An 18549-nucleotide genomic window follows, 5' to 3' on the forward strand; every position below is an offset into this window, starting at 1 on the left:
CATGGAAGGCTATTTGATCGCGATCTCGATCAGCGTGCTGATCTATCTCCTGATGGCGAGCGGGCTGGCGCTGCAATACGGCTTCACCGGCCTGGTGAATTTCGGCCATGTCGGGTTCTTCGCCATCGGCTCCTACACCTCGGCCCTGCTAGCATTGAAAGGGGTGCCGATCCCCGTCTCGCTGGCTGCAGCGACGGCGCTCGCCGCCCTCGCGGCCTACCCGTTGGGGATGATCTCGCTGCGGCTGGGCGGCGACTATCTCGCCATCGTCACGCTCGGCTTCTCCGAAGCTGTCCGCATGACACTGCAGACAGAGGAATGGCTGACGCGCGGCATGCATGGGCTGCCGGGCATCCCCAGGCTCTTTGCCGGTTGGGTCGATCCGAAAATGACCGATTTCTACATCTTTCTCTTGCTGCTTGCGGTCTGTGCCGTGGTCTTCCTGCTGATCCATCATATCATCAGGAGCCCGTTCGGCCGGGTGATCGAAGCCATCCGCGACAACGAGGTAGCGGTCAGGGCGCTGGGCAAGAATCCGGCCCAGTTCAAGACGCGATCCCTGATGATCGGGGCCGGAATCGCGGGCCTCGCGGGCGGACTCCAGGCCCATTACCTGACCTTCATCAGCCCCGAGCAATACGTCCCGCTCATCACCTTCTACATCTGGATCGCCCTTGTCCTGGGCGGTGTCGGATCATTGCGCGGCGTGGTCATCGGAACCGTATTGCTCGTCGGGTTCCTCGAAGGCTCGCGTTTCCTGCGCGATGTCTTCACCGGCGTCTCCGAGGTCCAACTGGCGAGCGTCCGGATCTGGATCATCGGCATGGCTCTGATCTGCGTCGTGCTCTACCGCCCGCAAGGCCTGTTCGGAAAATCGTCGCGGAGGAGCAACTGATGGCGCTCCTTTCGATAACCGATATCACGGCTCGCTTCGGCGGCTTTCGTGCCCTCGACTATGTTTCGCTCGAAGTCGGCGAAGGCGAACTGGTCGGGTTGATCGGAACGAATGGTGCGGGAAAGAGCACGCTGTTCTCGGTCGCCACCGGCTATATTCCGGCGGGGTCCGGCAGTGTGGTCTTCCAGGGCGAAGACATCACCGAAGTGCCGGTCCATCAGCGGGTCCGGCGCGGTCTCGCCCGCACATTCCAGGTCCCGCGTGAATTCAGCCACATGACGGTGTTCGACAACCTGATGGTGGCAGCGCGGGATCAGTGTGGCGAGAAGCTCGCCGCCCTGGTTTTCGCGCGCGGCGCGATCCGGCAGGAGGAAGAGCGACTGGCCGAGCGCGTGCGGGAAGTGATGGCCTTCCTCAACCTCGCGCGCGTCTCGGACGAACTGGCGGGCAAGCTCTCGGGCGGCCAGAAGAAGCTGCTCGAGATCGGCCGGCTGCTGATGCTCGAACCCAAATGCATCCTGCTCGACGAGCCTTTCGCCGGGGTGAATCCGGTTCTGATCGAGCAGCTCTGCGACCGGATCGTCGAGTTGAACCGGCGCGGCATCGCCGTGCTGATCATCGAGCACAATCTCGCCGAGCTCGCGCGCGTCGTGCCCCGACTCTACGCGATGGATCGCGGCAAGGTCATCGCCAGTGGCACGCCTGACGCGGTTCTCGCCGATCCGGGCGTCCGCGAAGCCTATATGGGGGGTGTGATATGAGCCTTCTGCAAATCGCCAACCTGTCCGGCGGTTACGGCGATGTCGACATCATCACCGGTATCGACATGCATGTCGGCGCCAGGGAAATCGTCACGATCGCGGGCACCAACGGCGCCGGCAAGTCGACCCTCATCAAGGCGGCGATGGGCATCCTGCCCCGTATCGCCGGCACCATGGTGTTCGACGGCATCGATCTGATGAAGCTGCAAATCGAGGACCGCGTCCGCATCGGCATTTCCTACGTGCCGCAAGTCCGAAACGTCTTTGGCACCCTGACCGTGCTGGAGAACCTGCAGGTCGTGGAACATGCGCCTGGCAAAAGCGCACGAATCCGCGACATGTTCGATCTCTTCCCCGCTCTGGCGGGGCGGCGCGGCACCTATGCGGAAAACCTCTCCGGCGGCGAGCGTCAGCAACTCGCCTTTGCGCGGGCCTTGATGTCCTCGCCCCGCCTGATCCTGCTTGACGAGCCGTCCGCGGCGCTGTCGCCGGCGCTGACCGACCAGGTCTTCGAGGAGGTCAAGCGGCTGCCGCAGGCCGATGTTGCGGTGCTGATGGTCGAGCAACGGGCACGTCAGGCGCTCGCCTTCAGCGACCGCGGATACATCCTCGATGCGGGGCGCATCGTCTTGTCTGACACAGGCGCAAGCCTGCTAGCCAACGAGGAAATGGGCGACGTCTATATCGGACGCGGCCAATCCCAGGCGGCAATGCCCCACGCACCTTCCACGCACGTCTAGAAACGGGACAGGCACAATGGACATTTCTTCCGTCGACCGGCCGGTGACGGCCAAACGGCCGGCTGCCTCGCGCACGGCCATGCTCACCGCGACCGAGGGCTTGCGAGCGCTCGATCAGGGGACTCTGACCTGCGAAGCCTGGGCACGCGCCTGCCTGGAGCGCATCGAGGAGCGCAATGGCGGCGTCAAGGCGTGGGTCCATGTGAACGCCGACGCCGCCCTCGCTCACGCGCGGGCTCTCGACCGGAACGGCCGTAGCCGCCTGTTCGACGGCGTCCCGCTCGGTCTCAAGGATACGATCGACACCGCCGACATGCCGACTGAGCTGGGCGATCCCGAGATATTTCCTCGCCGCCAGCCGCAGTCCGACGCGCCGGTGGTTTCGATGGCGCGCAATTTCGGCTTCACCATCCTTGGGAAGAACACGGTCTCGCGGCACGCCATCATGCTGCCGGGACCCGCACGCAATCCTCACGATCTGACGCGCACGCCGGCGGCCTCCTCGGCCGGCTCCGGCGCCGCCGTCGCCGATTTCATGACGCCGATCTCCATCGGCACACAGACGGCCGGCTCGATCCTGAGGCCATCCGCCTTCTGCGGAGCGGTAGGCTTCAAGCCAACGCTGGACGCCATTCCCTATGTCGGCATCAGGACCTATTCGCGCCCGCTCGACGTCATCGGGCCGATCTGTCGCTCGGTGGAAGACGCGACGCTCTTCATGCGCGGCTTCACCCGCGATCCGCGCTTCGATGCAACGACATCCGTGCGTACCGACATGCGCGTCGGCGTGTGGAGGACGAAGGATTTCGATAAGGCCGATCCCGCTGCGCTGGCCATCTTCGAGGACAATCTGCGCAAACTGGAAGCGGCAGGTGCGACCGTCCAGTCGCTGGTCATGCCCGCGATCTTCGAGACGATCGGGGAAGCGCAGGATGTGATCATGGCCTATGATCTGGCGCGCGAGTATGCCGACATCAAGCGCAACCATGCGGACAAGTGCGATCGCGAACTGATCGAATACCTCGAACTCGGCGAGAGCTACTCCGCCGACGATTATGCGCGTGCGCTCGACGCCGCGGACGCGTGCCGCAGGGCCTTCCACGATCTCGCGCGCGATGTCGACGTGCTCGTCATGCCGTCGACCTTGGGCGAGGCGCCGGAGGCGACGAGCACCGGCAGCTCCGCCTTCATCCGCATCTGGTCCCTGCTGCACAACCCTTCGATCACCTTGCCGGTGTCTCGCGGACCAGCAGGCTTGCCGCTCGGTTTCCAGGTGGTCGGCTGCGTCAAGGAAGATGCGCGCCTGCTCTACTGGTCTCGCTGCATCGAAACCATCCTGGGAAGCTCGGCCCATATCGCCTGATTGGCCCGAGCCGCGACGCCTGGCTGGAACTCTCATGGGATCCAGTGCACAAGCGATGGATGACGACGAGCTTTAGACCGGAGCAACGGGAGAGCGGCAGGGATGCGATCGTACGCACCGCAACCCTGCTGTTCGGTGAGCGCGGTTATCAGGGGGTGAGCATGCGCCTCCTGGCGGAGCAGCTCGGCATCACCGCCCCCAGCCTCTATCACCATTTCTCCTCAAAGGAGGCGCTGCTCTTCGCCGTCCTCGAGGACAATCAACGGGATTTCCTCGCAACGACCGAGGAAGCCGTCGCGAAGGCAGCTCCCGACCCAAGGCGCCAACTCGCGGCGCTGGTGGCCTCGCATGTTCGCTATCAGATCGAGAAGGTCGAATATGCCCGGGTCTATGACCGGACGTTCCTGGGAATGGGTCCGCTGGTCGAATTTCTCTCCGACGAGCAACGCGGCGTCATGCGTGTCTTGCAGCGCCGGCACACCGAGAATCTGCGCCGTGTGATCCAGGGCGGGGTCACGGAGGGTGTGTTTACGGTCAAGGACGTATCACTTGCCGCCTTCGCAATCATCTCGATGTGTGACGGCGTCATCACCTGGTATCGCAGCAACGGCAGGCTTACCGTGAAAGAAGCGGCCGGGCTCTATGCCACCATGGCGCTTGACCTCGTCGGCGTTAGACCAGATGCCGGGAGCTCCGCGCTGGATGGTCAATTGCCATCTCCGCGATGAAGCGTCGGTGGTTGGAGACATATTCCGCCGCGGTCTCCGCGATGTCGTGGATCTCCTGATCCGTCAACGACCGCACCGCCTTGGCAGGGGCCCCCACGATCAGCGAGTTCGGTTCGAAGCGCTTGCCCTGGGTGATGAGAGCGTTTGCGCCGACGATGCAGTTTTCTCCGATGACGGCGCCGTTCAGAATGGTCGAGCCCATGCCGACGAGCACCCGGTCGGCAAGCGTGCAGCCGTGCAGAACGGCGCGGTGCCCGACAGTGCACGAGGCGCCGACCGCCAAAGGATATCCTGCGTCCACGTGGAGCACGGCGCCGTCCTGAATGTTTGATCCGGCACCGATCGATATGCGGTCATTGTCGCCCCGGATGACGGCGGCGAACCAAACGCTGGTGTCGTCATCGAAGATGACGTCGCCGATGATCGAGGCATCGGGGGCGAACCAATAGCGGCCCGAGCGCGGAAGGGTCGGGCGCAGATCGCCCAGGTTCATGATTGGCATGGATCTTCTGTGGAGACCGAGGGATTTTGAGGCTTCTCACGGGGCAGGGCGCGGGCATCCGCCTCCCTTGCGCGAGTCTAGAAGCCGACCGAGAGACCCAGCCGCTTCGCTGCGTTCATGACGTGCCGCCGGGCGGCGCTGCGTGCCGCCTCCACACGTTGCTCGACAATATTGTCATAGATTTCCTTATGTTCCATGAGAACTGCCTCCGGCCGGCCGACATAGGAGGAAGAATTCAGACGGGCGATGCGGACAGAGTTCTTGAGCTGCGCTCCAAGAAGATCAACCAGCTCGAGAATGAACGCATTTCCGGTCGCCTTGGCGATCGTGCTGTGGAAAGCGAAGTCCGCGTCAATGCCGTCATCCCCATCGCGGATATTCGCATCAATGGCGTGGAGACACTGAGAGAGCGCGCGCAAGTCGCTGTCCGAACGCCTTAGCGCGGCATAGCCCGCCGCATCACCCTCGAGAGTCAGGCGCAATTCGAAGACCTGCGACAGCTGCTCGCGATTATTCTCGATCTCTCGTGGATCGAGCCGGAACGATCCCGCGGCGCGCATGCTCGTCACGAAGGCGCCGCTGCCCTGGCGCGCGTCGACCAGCCCCTCCTGCTTGAGCCTCGAGATGGCTTCCCTGATGACGGCTCGGCTGACACCCATGCTCCGTGAGAGTGCGAACTCGGTCGGCAATTTCTGGCCGATCTCGAGTTCGCCCCCGCTGATGCGTGCCGCGAGATCGCCGGCGATCTGCTCGGCAAGGTTCGGCCGTCGCAAGGGACGAGGCTCTTCGGCAGGCGTGGATCCGGCGCTCTTGGCTTTCATTTCACCCAATCCCTATCAAAGGAATATTTGTCGGGCAACTTTGATCGTCGCTGGAATGCGGCGCTTGTTCATGCCGCAGGAACACATTCTCGGGGCAGGCCTCTGCTCGATTCCAGGCGGAGCGTGTCATCTTCCCGCGAAACCTATGAAAGGCTCGCGCGCCCAGCTGTGTAACTCGATTCAGGGACATTCTTCGCGCTGCTTGGTTTTCGCGATCCGCAAAGTCGGGCGGAACGCGACCGCGCTTGACGGCCATCTTCTAGTATGTCTTTTTGTCCGACAACCAAACGCTTGTTAAGTTCAAGACAAGAACAAAGAATGCAGCATCCGGGGAGGCTGACGTGAACGCAATCAAACTGCCATACGAGTCGAACGGCGGATGCATAGCCCAGCGGAGGTGCCCTGGAGCCGCGGGCATTGGTTCCGGGCTTGGTATGAGCGTCTTGTCCGCCTGAGCCCGCGAGACGCTGCCTATGTCGACATTGTCGCTGATGAGTCTGGGCTCCGACGGTTGGGGCGTGGCGATGCTGGTCGCTGCCGGCGTGACCTTATCAGTCGCCGCCTGCGGCTTCCTCCTCGGTTCTGTGATCGGTGGCCTTGTTGCCTGGGTGAAGCTGTCAGGCGGTGCGGTCGCTCGCGCTGCGGCCGATGCCTACACCACGATTCTTCGCGGCATTCCGGACCTTCTCATCATCTACCTCTTCTATTTCGGGGGGAGCGCGCTTCTCAGCAGCATCGCGGGACTTTTCGGTCCCGGGGGCTTCGTCGGTGTGTCGGGGTTCGCCGCGGGTGCCGCTGCGATCGGCATTATCTCCGGCGCCTATCAGTCAGAGGTCTTTCGAGGCGCGTACACGGCGCTGAACTGGGGTGAGATCGAGGCGGCGAAATCCGTGGGCATGCACCGCACGCTGATGTTCCGCCGCATCATCGCGCCACAGGTGCTGCGATATGCCATCCCGGGCCTGGGCAATGTCTGGCAACTGGCCTTGAAGGAGTCCGCCCTCGTCTCGGTCACGGGGCTGGTCGAGCTGCTCCGCCAGTCGGCCATTGGCGCCGGCTCCACGCGTGAGCCGTTCAGCTTCTATCTCGCTGCCGCTGTGCTCTACCTGGCAATCACCACGGTTTCCTCATGGGGATTCCGGCGCGCCGAGAGCTACGCGATGCGCGGCGTCCGGAGAGCCTGAATGCAGCCCGCTCACATGCCCATCACCCTCAAGCATCCTGAGAAGCGAAGCCCGTGATTGACGCCGCATTCATGGGGGAAACCTTCCTCAAGCTGCTGGAAGGACTGCCCCTCACACTCAAACTCACGTTTTCATCCGTCACTCTGGGTCTGATCGTTGCGATGGCCCTCGCGACGATGCGCATGTCAGGGGTGCCGGTCCTGGACTGGCTTGCGCGCAGCTATGTGTTCGTGTTCCGCGGGACGCCGCTTCTTGTTCAGATCTTCCTCATCTACTACGGGCTCGGTCAATTTCGGCTGGCCCTGCAGGCCATGAACCTATGGGGTTTCTTCCGCGAGCCGTATTGGTGCGCTCTGCTCGCCCTGACCCTGAATACCGCCGCCTATGTGAGCGAGATCATCCGCGGAGGCTTGCAGTCCGTCCCGCAAGGTCAGATCGAAGCGGCACGCGCCTGCGGGATGTCGCCGCTTCTCCTCTATCGGCGGATCATCGTTCCGATTGCTGTCCGTCAGGCACTTCCGGGCTACGGCAATGAAATCATCCTGATGGTGAAGGCGACCTCGCTCGCCTCGATCATCACGATGATGGAAGTGACCGGCATTGCGCATAAGCTGATTTCGCAGAGCTTCCGCGCGATCGAGATCTTCATCTGCGCCGGGGCCATCTACCTCATTCTCAATTTCCTCGTGACGCGGGCCATTCAAGCCCTGGAGCACAGGCTTTCGCCGCATCTGCGGGACGCGCCCATGCCCATTCAGCGCCTTGAGCCGGTCCATGAGTAGCGGAGACGATCGGTGACCTCATTGTCCACGCCAGCCGTTTCGGTGCGCGATCTGCGCAAAAGTTTCGGCTCCTTGGAAGTTTTGCGCGGTATTTCGCTCGATGCGGCCGAGGGACAGGTGATCTCAATCCTCGGCTCGTCGGGCTCCGGCAAGTCAACGATGCTTCGATGCATCAACATGCTGGAGACGCCCGACGCCGGCGAGATCGCGATCGGCGGTGAAGTCATTGCACTGCGCAAGGGCCGAAACGGACGCACGGAGCCGGCGAATCGCTCCCAGGTCGACCGGATCCGCTCCCGCGTCGCGATGGTCTTCCAGAGCTTCAATCTCTGGTCGCACCTGACGGTGCTTGAGAACGTCATCGAGGCGCCGATCCATGTGCAAAAGCGACCAAGGGCGGAGTGCATCGCCGAGGCCGAGGCGCTGCTTGCGAAGGTCGGCATCGTCGACAAGCGCAACCACTATCCGGCTCATCTGTCGGGCGGCCAGCAGCAGCGTGCCGCAATCGCGCGCGCCCTCGCCATGAAGCCGAAGCTGATGCTGTTCGACGAGCCAACCTCGGCGCTCGATCCCGAACTCGTCGGCGAGGTCCTGCGCGTCATGCGATCGCTGGCGGAAGAGGGCCGCACCATGCTCGTGGTCACGCACGAAATGGGTTTTGCCCGGGATGTCTCGTCCCGCGTGGTGTTCCTCCACAAGGGGATGGTGGAGGAGGACGGGCCGCCTGGCGAAGTATTCAGCGCACCAACATCGCCACGGTTTCGACAATTCATCTCTGAGCATCGTTAGGAGGGGACACGATGAACAACCCGAGATTTCGACTGGGCTGGCTGGCGCTGAGCGCTTGCGCATTCCTGGCGACTGCCGCCGAAGCGCAGCAGGGAAAGGAGATCACCATCGCAACCGAAGGTGCCTTCATGCCCTGGAACTACACCGAGCCGAGCGGGAAGCTCGGCGGTTTCGACGTCGAGTTGGTGAACGATCTCTGCCGCCGGATGAATGCCAAGTGCAAGGTCGTCGGTCAGGACTGGGCCGGCATCATCCCGGCTCTCCAGGCCGGAAAGCACGATGCGGTGATGACGGGAATGAACATCACCGACAAAAGGCTGGCGGTGATCGGCTTTTCGAGGCCCTACGCCACGAGCCGCCACGTCTTCGCGACGATGACCGATCGCGAAATGCTCAATCTGCCCAAGAGCGGACAGCTGATCGACATCACATCTCTGAACGACGACGGCAAAAACACGATTGAGCAGATGAAAAAGCTGATCAAGGGGAAAACGATCGGCGTGCAGACATCGACCAACGCCCTTGCATTCCTGGAGACCTACTTCAAGGGAGACATCGAGATCAGGGAGTACAAGACAGCCGAGCAGCATGATCTTGATCTCTCCGCAGGTCGCATCGATGCGGTGTTCGTCGATTACGCGTCTGCGATGTCGTCGCGTGAAAGGAAGGAACTGAACGGCATGACCGTTGCGGGGCCGTCATTTCGCGGCGGACTGCTTGGTCGTGGCGTCGCGATCGGCCTGCGCAAGGACGATGGCGAGCTCAAGCAACGCTTTGACCAGGCGATCGAGCAGGCACTCGCGGATGGCACGATCAAGACTCTGTCGATGAAATGGTTCAAGTCCGACATGTCGCCTCCGCAATAGTCCCGTCGATGGAGTGGATTGACGGACTGGATCTTGAGAACCCCCGGGCGGGCAGGGCTGTCGGCCGAGCCCGCCCGGACCGAACTCCGCCTGTTGACCTTAGGTCGGCAAGGCCAGGCACAATCAGTGGCCGGTGCAAGCAAAGCGAATCCGTCTGACGGGGCGAGAGTTCCCAAACGGTTCCGATCAACACGCCCGGATTTGCCAGCGATCGAGCACAGACATGAGCGACACCAGACATCTTGACGCCATCAGCGCAATCGTCGGGACCAAGGGATTGGTCACAGACGCTGCCGATAGGCGCCGATACGAGGTCGGAGCACGGTATGACGAGGGGAGGGCGCTATTCGTCGTCCGGCCCGGGACAACCGAAGAGGTGTCCCGCATCGTCGCCTATGCGGTCTCGAATGGCATTCGCCTCGTGCCCCAAGGCGGGAATACGGGTGTGGTCGGGGGATCCACTCCCGATCAGTCGGGAACGCAGGTCGTTCTCAGCGTCGACCGCTTGAGCGCTCCGCTCGAAATCGATCTGACCAATCGCACGGTGACGGTAGGGGCCGGCGTTCGCTTGTCGACGCTGAATGAGACCCTCGCGACGCATGGGCTCTTTCTGCCGATCGATCTCGGCGCAGATCCGATGGTTGGCGGCATGATTGCCACGAACACCGGTGGCGCTCGCTTCCTCCGTTATGGCGCCATGCGGCGACAGGTTCTGGGTCTGGAGGTCGTGCTTCCAGATTGCAATGGCACCATCCTTGACCTCACGACCGGCCTGCGGAAGGACAACGCGCATATCGACCTGAAACATCTCTTCGTCGGGACGAGCGGGGCGTTCGGCGTTATTACAAGGGCGGTTCTCGAAGTGCAGCGCGTCCCGCGACAGGTCGCGACGGCGTTGCTCGTGCCGCGTGACGATGAGGCCATTCCCCTCCTGCTCACGGCGCTTGAGGAAGCGTGCGGCGAGTATCTGAGCGCCGTCGAGGGGATTTCGCGGAACGCGATGAAGCGAACATTTGCCCATGTCGAGCGCCTGAGGAATCCGTTCGCTCGCGGCGAGATTCCGCCTTACGCGATCCTCGTCGAACTGACCCGGAATTGGCCCGAGCGCGGGCATGAAGCCGCGCTCCCAGTCGTTCTCGAGACCGTTCTCGCCGAGCTGTTCGAGCAGGATGATCCGCTGCTCGCCGATGCGCTGATTGGTCGGTCGGAGGAACTCTGGGCGTTGCGGCATTCCTTGCCGGAGGGGCTGAAGGCGGCGGGGCATGTGATCGCCTTCGATCTTTCCCTGAAGCGCTCAGACCTTGTTCCCTTCCGAACCGAGATCATTCCGCTCCTCAACGCCGAGTTCCCCGAGCTCGAGCTCTGCGATTTCGGGCATATTGCCGATGGCGGCATGCACTTCAATCTTGTGCATCCCGGCCGGCCAGATGCCGCCTATATCGACCGCGTCCGGGACAAGGTGCTGGACGTCGTGATCCGAGGCTACGCGGGCAGTTTTACCGGCGAGCATGCGCTGGGCCGATCAAACCAGTCTCTCTACGATCGATACACACCGGAACTCGTGAAGCAGCTTTCGGGATCTCTCCAGGGCGCGCTGACCGAGGCTACGATGGGAAACGTGCGTTTCGCGTCGGCGAACCGGGCGCCTCGTTAGCGCGGTTCTCCGGGTCTCAACTGCGTTCATCCTGCCGGTGCTGAAATGACCTGAGACGCAACTGCGCCAGCAGGGCCCCGGCTGGAGCAGGCGCTTGGAGACGCCCGCCTACGGACGGGAGTCCAGGTTCGGCTCACGGCGCCCCCGAGCTTGGAGCCTTTCCGTGCACCTTCTGGCGCTCAAGATGCAGATGCGCGACGAAGTCGGAGACAAGTTGCGAGCGCAGGCTGTGCGAGGGGTAGAGAACTCCGAAATTATAGGCGATGGCCGGCCGGAAGGGACGGGAGACTAACCCCAGCGGTTCGAACGCTTTTGCCGTGAACGGGTCCGCAATGGTCAGGCCCAGTCCCTGCGCCACCATCTGGCAGGCGATGGCGGCGATCGGGGTTTCGACGCGAACGTCGCAGCGCACCCTGGCGTCGTCGAGCACCTGCTGCAGCGAGCGGGACATGAAACTCCCCGCGCCCTTGCCGATGAACGGCATGCCGTCCAGGTCCTGCGGGACGATCTCCGGCCGCACCGCAAGCGGGTGACCGGCCGGCATCACGCAGACGCCGATGGCAGGGTCGAACAGCTCGATCTCGACACCGGGCTTGTCCATCGGGAGCATCGCGAAGCCGACATCGAATTGCTGTGTCGAAACCCACGAGGCAATCGACTCCGAACGCTGCGCCTGGATCGCAGCGGCGACGCTCGGGCGGTCCTTGAGAAATCCGGCAAGGGCGACAGGCAGGAAGGTGTGCGCCAGAGCGGGCATGCTGACGATCCGCAACTGCTCGACGCGGCGCTCCTTGATCTGGGCGGCGCGCTCGCTGATCCGTTCGAGCCCGACGAAACTGCGCTCGACTTCCTGATGCAGGGCCATCGCTTCGGGCGTCGCGACCGTGCGGCCATCGCTGCGCGTGAACAACACGAATCCGACCGCCTCCTGCAGCTCCTTCATCAATCGGCTGATCGAGGGCTGGGAGCTGCGAAGCAGGCGCGCGGCCTTGGTGAAGCTCCCGACATGCAGAACCGCGTTGAAGGCTTCGGCATGCCTGTGGGTGATCTGAGCCAAATCCGGCACTCCATTCCCGTTCCGCTACGGTCGGCCTGACCGGGCATTGCGACCCGGTCGGTGCGCCGGCAGGGCAATCGCGGCGATACCATATCAAATCTGAATGGCGTGATCCATAATCAGTCGATTGACAGATGGGTGCCGCTCCCCAACCCTTGGCTGCAACGGGGGCCGTGTTCCCCGGCCAAACAGGGGATTTTTCGGCATGGCCACTTTGCGTTCGACTTCGCTTGGATCCGTCTTCGCCCTCGCGCTCGCCACGGGCGGCCTTGTCAGCGCGGGAGCGAGCGCCCAGCAGACGATGTATGTCGCGGGCTATGGCGGCTCCTTCGAGCGCCTGATGCGCACCGCGATCATTCCGCCCTTCGAGAAGGCGAACAACGTCAAGGTCGAGTATGTCGCGGGACAGTCGACGGCGACGCTCGCCAAGCTGCAGGCCCAGCGCGGCAAGCAGGAGATCGACGTCGCCATGGTCGATGACGGCCCGATGTATCAGGCCGTGCAGTTCGGGTTCTGCGCGCCGATCGAGAAGGCCCCGGTGCTCGACGATGTCTATCCGATCGCGAAACTGGACGAGAAGGCCATCGCCTTCGGCATCGGCGTCACCACCCCGGTCTACAATGCCAAGATCTTCAAGGAGAAAGGCTGGCAGGTGCCGACCTCCTGGGGCGACCTCGGCAACAGCGCCTATAAGGGGCAGCTTGCCCTGCTCGGCGCCGCCAGCACGACCGGCCTGCATGGGCTGATCATGGTGGCGCGCGCCGAGGGCGGCGGCGAGAGCAAGATCGAGCCCGGCTTCGCCGCCTTCAAGGACAAGATCCGGCCCAATATCCTGACCTTCGCACCCTCCGCACCGAAGCTCGAGGAGCTGCTGCAAAGCGGCGAGATCGCGCTGACCGTGATCTCGCGCTCGCGCGCCGTCGCGCTGAAGAAGGAGGGCCTGCCGCTTGAAGTGGCCGAGCCGAAGGAAGGGGCCGGCGCACTGATGGTGACGATGTGCCCCGTCGTTGACAGCGACGTGGCGCCGCAATCGCAAAAGTTCATCCAGCACATGCTCTCGCCAGCCATCCAGAAGGTCTTTGCCGGCGCGGGCTATGGCCCGGTGAACCGCAAGACGGAGCTGACGGCGGATGAAGCCGCGGGGCTGGCGGTCGGCGACCAGGCCGTTTCCAAGCTCGCCAAGATCGACTGGCCGACCGTCAACCAGAACCGGGCTGCGTGGACGCAGCGCTGGAACCGCGAGATCGAGCGCTAGATCAGCGGACCGGATCTTATCCGATTCGCCGATCTAACCTTCTGATCTGCATCACCTTTCGGGCCGATTCCTGAAGCCCTCGTTCCTCCGGACATCAGGCCTGCGCCAAGGGCGCAGGCGGTTTCATGGATCACCCTCGACTATGGCCAAGATCGCCCTTCGCGGGCTTACCAAGCGCTTTGCCGCCTTCACGGCGCTCAACGGAATCGACCTGGCGATCGAGCCCGGCGAGTTCGTGGGGCTGCTCGGTCCGTCCGGCTGCGGCAAGACCACGACGCTGAACATCGTCGCCGGCTTCGAGGAGCCGACCAGCGGCGAGGTACTGCTCGACGGGCGCAGCCTCCGGGGTGTTCCGGCCAGCCAGCGCGGCATGGGCATCGTCTTCCAGAGCTATGCCCTGTTCCCGCACCTGACGGTCGCCGAGAATGTCGCGTTCGGGCTCGAAATGCGGAAGATCGCCAAGCCCGCCCGTCAGCAGAAGGTCAAGGAAGCGCTCGATCTGGTGCGTCTCGGCCATCTCGCCGAGCGCTATCCCCGGCAATTGTCCGGCGGGCAGCAACAGCGGGTCGCGCTGGCGCGGGCGCTCGCCATCGAGCCCGCCCTGTTGCTGCTCGACGAGCCGCTTTCCAATCTCGATGCCAAGCTGCGCGAGGAAATGCAGGTCGAGATCCGGGCGATCCAGCGCCGCGTCGGCACGACGACGATCATGGTCACGCATGATCAGGCCGAGGCGCTGGCGACCTGTGACCGGATCGCGGTGATGGATGCCGGGCGGATCGTCCAGCTTGCCGATCCGTTGACGCTCTATGACGCACCGACGAGCCATTTCGCCGCGAGCTTCGTCGGCCGCTCCTCCCAACTCAAGGCAAGGATCGTCTCGGTGGAGGCCGGGCGTTGCTCGCTGCGCATCGAGGGCGTCGAGGCGGCGGTGCCCGGCACGGCGCAGCCCTCGCTTTCGGCAGGCAGCGCGGTGGTGATCGCCTTGCGCCCGGAAAAGGTCCGCCTCGTGCCGCCCGGGACCGGTTTTCTCGGCGGTCGGCTGACATCACGTGTCTTCCAAGGCAGTTCATGGCTGTTCTCCGTCGAGACGGCCATTGGTGCGGTGCTGTCGTCGGAGCCGCATCGTGGAGTGCCCGCCTTCAACGAGGGCGACGATGTCGGGCTCAACTGGCGGCCCGAGGATGCCGCCATCATCGCGGACGCGCATCATGGCTGAGGCATCCAGGAGCCGCGTGCCGCTGCTGCTCAGCCTGCCGGCGCTTCTCTTCTTCGCAGCGCTGCTGGTGACGCCGCTGGTGATGATCGCCGTGCTGAGCTTCCAGTCCTTCGACCTCGCGACCGGTGCGACGGGCGGGGCGACGCTGTCGAACTTCGCGGATACGCTGGGCGATCCCTATTACCACACCATCTTCCTGCGGACGGTCGGGATCGCGCTGGCGACGACGGTGCTCTGCGTGCTGATCGGCGCACCCGAAGCCTATTTCCTGTCGCGGATGCGACCACCCTGGCGCTCGATCTTCCTGATCGTAACGCTGAGCCCGCTGCTGATCTCGGTCGTGGTGCGCACGCTCGGATGGGCGCTGCTGTTCGGCCGCAACGGTGTGATCAACAACGTCGCCTCCGGGCTCGGCCTGACGAGCGGGCCGATCCCGATGCTCTACACCATCCAGGGCGTCGTCATCGCGCTCGTCCATGTCGCGGTGCCGTTCATGATCATCTCGGTCTGGGCCGCCCTGCAACGGCTCGACCCCAAGGTGGTTCGTGCGGCGCAGTCGCTCGGCGCCGGCGAGACCACGATCTTCATCAGGATCATCCTGCCCCAGATCGTGCCCGGCATCCTGTCGGGATCGCTGATCGTCTTCGCGCTCGCGGCCAGTGCCTTCGCGACGCCCGCGATCATCGGCGGGCGCCAGCTCAAGGTCGTCGCCACCGCCACCTATGACGAGTTCCTGGGCACGCTGAACTGGCCGCTCGGCGCGGCGATCGCGATCGTACTGCTCATCGTCAACGCCACGATCATGCTGACCTATAACCGCTTGCTCGAGCGGCGCTATGCGAGGTTTGCCCAATGAACCGCAACGGCCCCGTCGCGCTCCTCTGCCACAGCCTGTTCGTCATCTTCATGCTGGCACCGCTGATTGTGGTGATGTGGATGTCGCTGACGCCGAGCAACCTGCTCTCGCTGCCCACGACCTCGTTCTCGCTGCGCTGGTTCAGGGCCATCCTGGCCAATCCGCAGTTCGTTTCCGCCTTCTGGATGAGCATCGTGCTCGGCGTCGTTGCCGCGACCTGCGCGATGGCGCTCGCCGTGCCGGCCGCGCTCGCTCTGGCACGGCATCAATTCCCCGGGCGCGAGGCCCTGGTCGGGCTGTTCCTGTCGCCGCTGATCATCCCGCATGTCGTGCTCGGCGTCGCGTTCCTGCGCTTCTTCACACAGGTCAATATTACCGGCTCGACCGCAGGCCTGCTCGCCAGCCACGTGCTGATCATTTTCCCCTATGGGCTGAGGCTGGTGCTCGCGGCCCTGACCGCGGCCGATCCGGCGCTCGAACGCGCCGCGATCTCGCTCGGCGCCTCCAGCTGGACCGTGTTCCGGCGGGTGGTGTTTCCGCTGATGATCCCCGGCGTCGCCGGCGGCTGGGTGATCTCATTCATCCAGAGCTTCGACGAGGTGACGATGACGGTGTTCGTGGCGACGCCGTCCTCGATGACGCTGCCGGTCAAGATGTACCACTACATCGAGGAATCGATCGATCCGCTCGTCGCCTCGGTCTCGACCGTCGTCATCCTGCTGACCTTCCTGCTGATGGTCCTCGTCGACCGCATCTACGGGCTCGATCGCATGCTGGTCGGGAAAGGCTGACTAGCCGGGCTGACCGGCAAGCGCGGACAGGCCAGGCCGCCGCGCCCCCCTCTTCTCAATCGTCAAGGACATTCCAGATGAAAGCCATCGTCGTCGGTGCCGGTGTCATCGGCTCGTCGGTCGCCTATCGCCTCGCCCAGGCCGGCGCGGCGGTCACCATCGTCGAGGAAAGGCGGATCGGCGGCGGCACCTCCAGCGTGACCTATGCCTGGGTCAATGCCTGCGAGAAGCTGACCTCCCATGCCTATTACAAGTTGAACTTCGCCGGCCGGCAGGCCCATGAGGACATCCTGGCCGAGTTTCCGCACGCGAACTGGTACCACCGCCCTGGCGTGCTGCAATGGCAGAATGCGGAGGCCGAAGCCGGCGCACGCGACGGCACCGACCCGCTGGTGAAGCTCAGGCAGCTGATCGACTGGGGCTACCCGGCCGAGCTGCTCAGTCTGAAGGAGGTTCGCGAGCTCGAGCCGGAGATCGACCCGGACGTTATCGGCAATGCGCCAGTGATCTACTACCCCCGGGATGGTTGGCTCGATGCCGTGCCCTATGCCGGCGCGCTCGTCACTGCTGCGCAGGAGCGCCATGGTGCGAGGCTCGTCAACGCCAAGGTCTCGGGACTGCTGGTCAGCGGCGGGCGCTGCGATGGCGTGGAGATCGCGGGCGGCGATCCGATCCATGCCGATATCGTCGTGAACTGTTCGGGACGCTGGTCCAACGAGGTCGCCAACCGGAGCGAACATCAGGTTCCGCTCGCACCGACGGTCGGCCTGGTCGCCTACACCCCACCGGCGGGCGTGACGCTGCGCAGTGCCTTGCGCACTCCCCTGCTCAATATGCGGCCCGATGGCGGCGGCAGGTTCCTGCTGCGCTCGAACGAGCTTGACCGGCTGGTCGCCGCCGACGCCGCTTCCCTGCCCACGCATCCCCAGGCTCAGGAACTGCTCGCCCGGGCCAAGACGACGATCCCGGCCCTGCGCTCCGTCGAGGTCGAGGCCGTTCGCATCGCGATCCGGCCGATCCCGCGTGACACGCTCTCGGCTGTCGGGCCGGTCCCGGGGCTCGACAACTACTATGTCGCCGTCACGCATAGCGGCGTGACGCTCGGCGCCTTCCTCGGCGAAGCCATCGCCGACGAAGTCGTGCGCGGCCGCACCCGCTCCGAACTGGCCGAGTTCCGGCCGGCCCGCTTCTTCAACTGACGACCCGACGAGGACAGGACATGAAAACCGCCATCATGGGCGCAGGCGCGATCGCCTATGCAAGCGCAGCACTGCTGATCCAGAACGGTCATGAAGCCCGGCTGTGGTCGCCATCCGGCCGCCGCATCGCAGCGCTCGCCCAGGGCCAGACGCTGCGCAGCGAAGGGGTCGTCGCCGGGGAGTTCAAGCCGACCATCGCCGCGGATTGCGCTGCCGCGCTGGCAGGGGCGGATGCGATCCTGATCGCGCTTCCCGCGAACGGCCATAAGGCGGTGATGGACGCCATGGCGCCGCATCTCGTCTCGGGCCAGACGGTCGTGATCAGCTCGCACGCCTCGCTGGGCGCGATCTATCTGGCACGATTGATCGCGGATCGCGGGCTCGATGTCCCGGTCGTGGCGTTGAGCACGACGGTGCTGCGCGCGCGCCAGACGAGCGACACCTCCGTGAAGATCGCGACGCTGCGCGGCAAGGTCGATATGTCGACCCTGCCGACGGAAGCCGCCGAGCGCGGCCTCACTATCTGCAAGGCGCTGTTTGGCGACCGTTTCCGCGCGATCTCGAATGTGCTGGCCGTGGCGCTGAGCAACGTCAATCCGCAAAGCCACATGGCGCTGGCCCTCTGCAATTTCACGCGCATGGAGAAGGCCGAGGCCTGGGGCCAGAGCGAGCACATGACGATGGCCGTCGGGCGGTTGTTGGAAGCGATCGACGCCGAACGCCTCGCCATCGCGGCGGCGTTCGGCGTCGAGGTCCGCACCATGCGCGAGCATTATTCCCTGACCTATGGGCTTCCCGATGCAGCCCTTGGAGAGACCGCGAAACTGCTGGCAGCCAGCCAGGAGCCGACGCTCGGGCCGGCCACGATAGACACGCGCTATACACTCGAGGACGTGCCGTTCGGGCTCTCGCCCCTGGTCGCACTCGGACGCCTATGCGGGGTCGCGACCCCTTTGCACGAGGCCGGCCTCCAGATTTTCTCGGCGCTTTACGGTCGCGATCTCGCCGCGGAAAACGATATCCTGCCGGCGCTGATGGCCCGCCAGCTCACGCGAGAATCACTCATTGCAATGACGCGCTGACGAGGAGC

Annotated in this window: 19 protein-coding genes; 16 read left to right on the top strand and 3 right to left on the bottom strand. The window is 64.1% G+C overall.

Annotated elements, in window-relative coordinates; genetic code table 11:
• The first annotated feature begins 1 nt into the window (after nt 1).
• The 5 genes from AC1DW9_RS22485 to AC1DW9_RS22505 all read left to right on the top strand — a co-directional run bounded on the left by AC1DW9_RS22485 (nt 2) and on the right by AC1DW9_RS22505 (nt 4487).
• Nucleotides 2–895 (top strand): branched-chain amino acid ABC transporter permease, encoded by an 894-nt coding sequence (locus tag AC1DW9_RS22485; protein WP_441505748.1) that lies wholly within the window; start codon nt 2–4, stop codon nt 893–895.
• A complete protein-coding gene (locus AC1DW9_RS22490; protein ID WP_476775518.1) occupies nt 895–1656 on the top strand; it encodes an ABC transporter ATP-binding protein in 762 nt (253 codons plus the stop codon). The genes AC1DW9_RS22485 and AC1DW9_RS22490 overlap by 1 nt, the downstream gene beginning before the upstream one ends.
• Nucleotides 1657–1721: 65 nt before the next feature.
• Nucleotides 1722–2396, top strand: a complete 675-nt coding sequence (locus AC1DW9_RS22495; protein ID WP_476775517.1) for an ABC transporter ATP-binding protein — start codon at nt 1722–1724, stop codon at nt 2394–2396.
• Nucleotides 2397–2412: 16 nt separating this feature from the next.
• Nucleotides 2413–3759, top strand: a complete 1347-nt coding sequence (locus AC1DW9_RS22500) for an amidase (protein WP_441505745.1) — start codon at nt 2413–2415, stop codon at nt 3757–3759.
• A 59-nt stretch (nt 3760–3818) separates the two neighbouring features.
• Nucleotides 3819–4487: a TetR/AcrR family transcriptional regulator gene (locus tag AC1DW9_RS22505; RefSeq protein WP_441505744.1), complete on the top strand. Its 669-nt coding sequence runs from the start codon at nt 3819–3821 to the stop codon at nt 4485–4487.
• On the opposite strand, the gene AC1DW9_RS22510 is transcribed toward AC1DW9_RS22505, so the two are convergent.
• Together AC1DW9_RS22510 and AC1DW9_RS22515 are read right to left on the bottom strand one after the other, a co-directional pair.
• On the bottom strand, nt 4432–4989 hold the full coding sequence (locus AC1DW9_RS22510) for a gamma carbonic anhydrase family protein (RefSeq protein WP_441505743.1): 558 nt from the start codon (nt 4987–4989) through the stop codon (nt 4432–4434). The two genes, AC1DW9_RS22505 and AC1DW9_RS22510, sit on opposite strands and share 56 nt — an antisense overlap.
• Before the next feature lie 77 nt (nt 4990–5066).
• On the bottom strand, nt 5067–5810 hold the full coding sequence (locus AC1DW9_RS22515; RefSeq protein WP_441505742.1) for a FadR/GntR family transcriptional regulator: 744 nt from the start codon (nt 5808–5810) through the stop codon (nt 5067–5069).
• Nucleotides 5811–6283: 473 nt separating this feature from the next.
• On the opposite strand from AC1DW9_RS22515, the gene AC1DW9_RS22520 reads away from it, so the two are divergent.
• The 5 genes from AC1DW9_RS22520 (at nt 6284) to AC1DW9_RS22540 (ending at nt 11085) form a co-directional block, all read left to right on the top strand.
• On the top strand, nt 6284–6994 hold the full coding sequence (locus AC1DW9_RS22520) for an ABC transporter permease (RefSeq protein WP_441505741.1): 711 nt from the start codon (nt 6284–6286) through the stop codon (nt 6992–6994).
• Nucleotides 6995–7050: 56 nt separating this feature from the next.
• Nucleotides 7051–7776, top strand: a complete 726-nt coding sequence (locus tag AC1DW9_RS22525; RefSeq protein WP_441505814.1) for an ABC transporter permease — start codon at nt 7051–7053, stop codon at nt 7774–7776.
• 12 nt (nt 7777–7788) lie between these two features.
• Nucleotides 7789–8565 carry an ABC transporter ATP-binding protein gene (locus AC1DW9_RS22530; protein ID WP_476775516.1) on the top strand — a complete coding sequence of 259 codons (777 nt, stop codon included), beginning with the start codon at nt 7789–7791 and terminating at the stop codon, nt 8563–8565.
• Nucleotides 8566–8576: 11 nt separating this feature from the next.
• A complete protein-coding gene (locus tag AC1DW9_RS22535) occupies nt 8577–9431 on the top strand; it encodes a transporter substrate-binding domain-containing protein (protein WP_441505739.1) in 855 nt (284 codons plus the stop codon).
• A 223-nt stretch (nt 9432–9654) separates the two neighbouring features.
• Nucleotides 9655–11085 (top strand): FAD-binding oxidoreductase, encoded by a 1431-nt coding sequence (locus tag AC1DW9_RS22540; RefSeq protein WP_476775515.1) that lies wholly within the window; start codon nt 9655–9657, stop codon nt 11083–11085.
• Between the two features lie 133 nt (nt 11086–11218).
• Here AC1DW9_RS22540 and AC1DW9_RS22545 read toward each other — a convergent pair whose 3' ends face one another.
• Complete coding sequence (locus AC1DW9_RS22545) at nt 11219–12142, bottom strand: LysR substrate-binding domain-containing protein (RefSeq protein WP_441505737.1); 924 nt, start codon at nt 12140–12142, stop codon at nt 11219–11221.
• A gap of 205 nt (nt 12143–12347) precedes the next feature.
• Between AC1DW9_RS22545 and AC1DW9_RS22550 the strand changes: the two genes are divergently transcribed.
• The 6 genes from AC1DW9_RS22550 to AC1DW9_RS22575 all read left to right on the top strand — a co-directional run bounded on the left by AC1DW9_RS22550 (nt 12348) and on the right by AC1DW9_RS22575 (nt 18541).
• Entirely contained in the window at nt 12348–13397 is a 1050-nt protein-coding gene (locus AC1DW9_RS22550) for an ABC transporter substrate-binding protein (protein WP_476775514.1), read from the top strand.
• A 142-nt stretch (nt 13398–13539) separates the two neighbouring features.
• The gene (locus AC1DW9_RS22555) at nt 13540–14613 is read left to right on the top strand and encodes an ABC transporter ATP-binding protein (protein WP_441492494.1); all 1074 of its coding nucleotides are present in this window, start codon (nt 13540–13542) and stop codon (nt 14611–14613) included.
• A complete protein-coding gene (locus AC1DW9_RS22560; RefSeq protein WP_441492495.1) occupies nt 14606–15469 on the top strand; it encodes an ABC transporter permease in 864 nt (287 codons plus the stop codon). Before AC1DW9_RS22555 ends, AC1DW9_RS22560 begins: the two co-directional genes overlap by 8 nt.
• Nucleotides 15466–16260: an ABC transporter permease gene (locus AC1DW9_RS22565; RefSeq protein WP_441492496.1), complete on the top strand. Its 795-nt coding sequence runs from the start codon at nt 15466–15468 to the stop codon at nt 16258–16260. Before AC1DW9_RS22560 ends, AC1DW9_RS22565 begins: the two co-directional genes overlap by 4 nt.
• A gap of 77 nt (nt 16261–16337) precedes the next feature.
• Entirely contained in the window at nt 16338–17459 is a 1122-nt protein-coding gene (locus AC1DW9_RS22570; protein ID WP_476769446.1) for an NAD(P)/FAD-dependent oxidoreductase, read from the top strand.
• Nucleotides 17460–17479: 20 nt separating this feature from the next.
• Nucleotides 17480–18541: an NAD/NADP octopine/nopaline dehydrogenase family protein gene (locus AC1DW9_RS22575; RefSeq protein ID WP_476775513.1), complete on the top strand. Its 1062-nt coding sequence runs from the start codon at nt 17480–17482 to the stop codon at nt 18539–18541.
• The last annotated feature ends 8 nt before the right edge of the window (nt 18542–18549 follow it).

Source organism: Allobosea sp. P4_E12, assembly GCF_056401655.1.

Coding starts and splice junctions, on each gene's coding strand:
- AC1DW9_RS22490 (WP_476775518.1), top strand. CDS start 895: ATGGCGCTCCTTTCGATAACCGATATCACGGCTCGCTTCGGCGGCTTT.
- AC1DW9_RS22515 (WP_441505742.1), bottom strand. CDS start 5,810: ATGAAAGCCAAGAGCGCCGGATCCACGCCTGCCGAAGAGCCTCGTCCC.
- AC1DW9_RS22485 (WP_441505748.1), top strand. CDS start 2: ATGGAAGGCTATTTGATCGCGATCTCGATCAGCGTGCTGATCTATCTC.
- AC1DW9_RS22540 (WP_476775515.1), top strand. CDS start 9,655: ATGAGCGACACCAGACATCTTGACGCCATCAGCGCAATCGTCGGGACC.
- AC1DW9_RS22520 (WP_441505741.1), top strand. CDS start 6,284: ATGTCGACATTGTCGCTGATGAGTCTGGGCTCCGACGGTTGGGGCGTG.
- AC1DW9_RS22565 (WP_441492496.1), top strand. CDS start 15,466: ATGAACCGCAACGGCCCCGTCGCGCTCCTCTGCCACAGCCTGTTCGTC.
- AC1DW9_RS22505 (WP_441505744.1), top strand. CDS start 3,819: ATGACGACGAGCTTTAGACCGGAGCAACGGGAGAGCGGCAGGGATGCG.
- AC1DW9_RS22575 (WP_476775513.1), top strand. CDS start 17,480: ATGAAAACCGCCATCATGGGCGCAGGCGCGATCGCCTATGCAAGCGCA.
- AC1DW9_RS22550 (WP_476775514.1), top strand. CDS start 12,348: ATGGCCACTTTGCGTTCGACTTCGCTTGGATCCGTCTTCGCCCTCGCG.
- AC1DW9_RS22560 (WP_441492495.1), top strand. CDS start 14,606: ATGGCTGAGGCATCCAGGAGCCGCGTGCCGCTGCTGCTCAGCCTGCCG.
- AC1DW9_RS22495 (WP_476775517.1), top strand. CDS start 1,722: ATGCATGTCGGCGCCAGGGAAATCGTCACGATCGCGGGCACCAACGGC.
- AC1DW9_RS22500 (WP_441505745.1), top strand. CDS start 2,413: ATGGACATTTCTTCCGTCGACCGGCCGGTGACGGCCAAACGGCCGGCT.
- AC1DW9_RS22570 (WP_476769446.1), top strand. CDS start 16,338: ATGAAAGCCATCGTCGTCGGTGCCGGTGTCATCGGCTCGTCGGTCGCC.
- AC1DW9_RS22510 (WP_441505743.1), bottom strand. CDS start 4,989: ATGCCAATCATGAACCTGGGCGATCTGCGCCCGACCCTTCCGCGCTCG.
- AC1DW9_RS22535 (WP_441505739.1), top strand. CDS start 8,577: ATGAACAACCCGAGATTTCGACTGGGCTGGCTGGCGCTGAGCGCTTGC.
- AC1DW9_RS22555 (WP_441492494.1), top strand. CDS start 13,540: ATGGCCAAGATCGCCCTTCGCGGGCTTACCAAGCGCTTTGCCGCCTTC.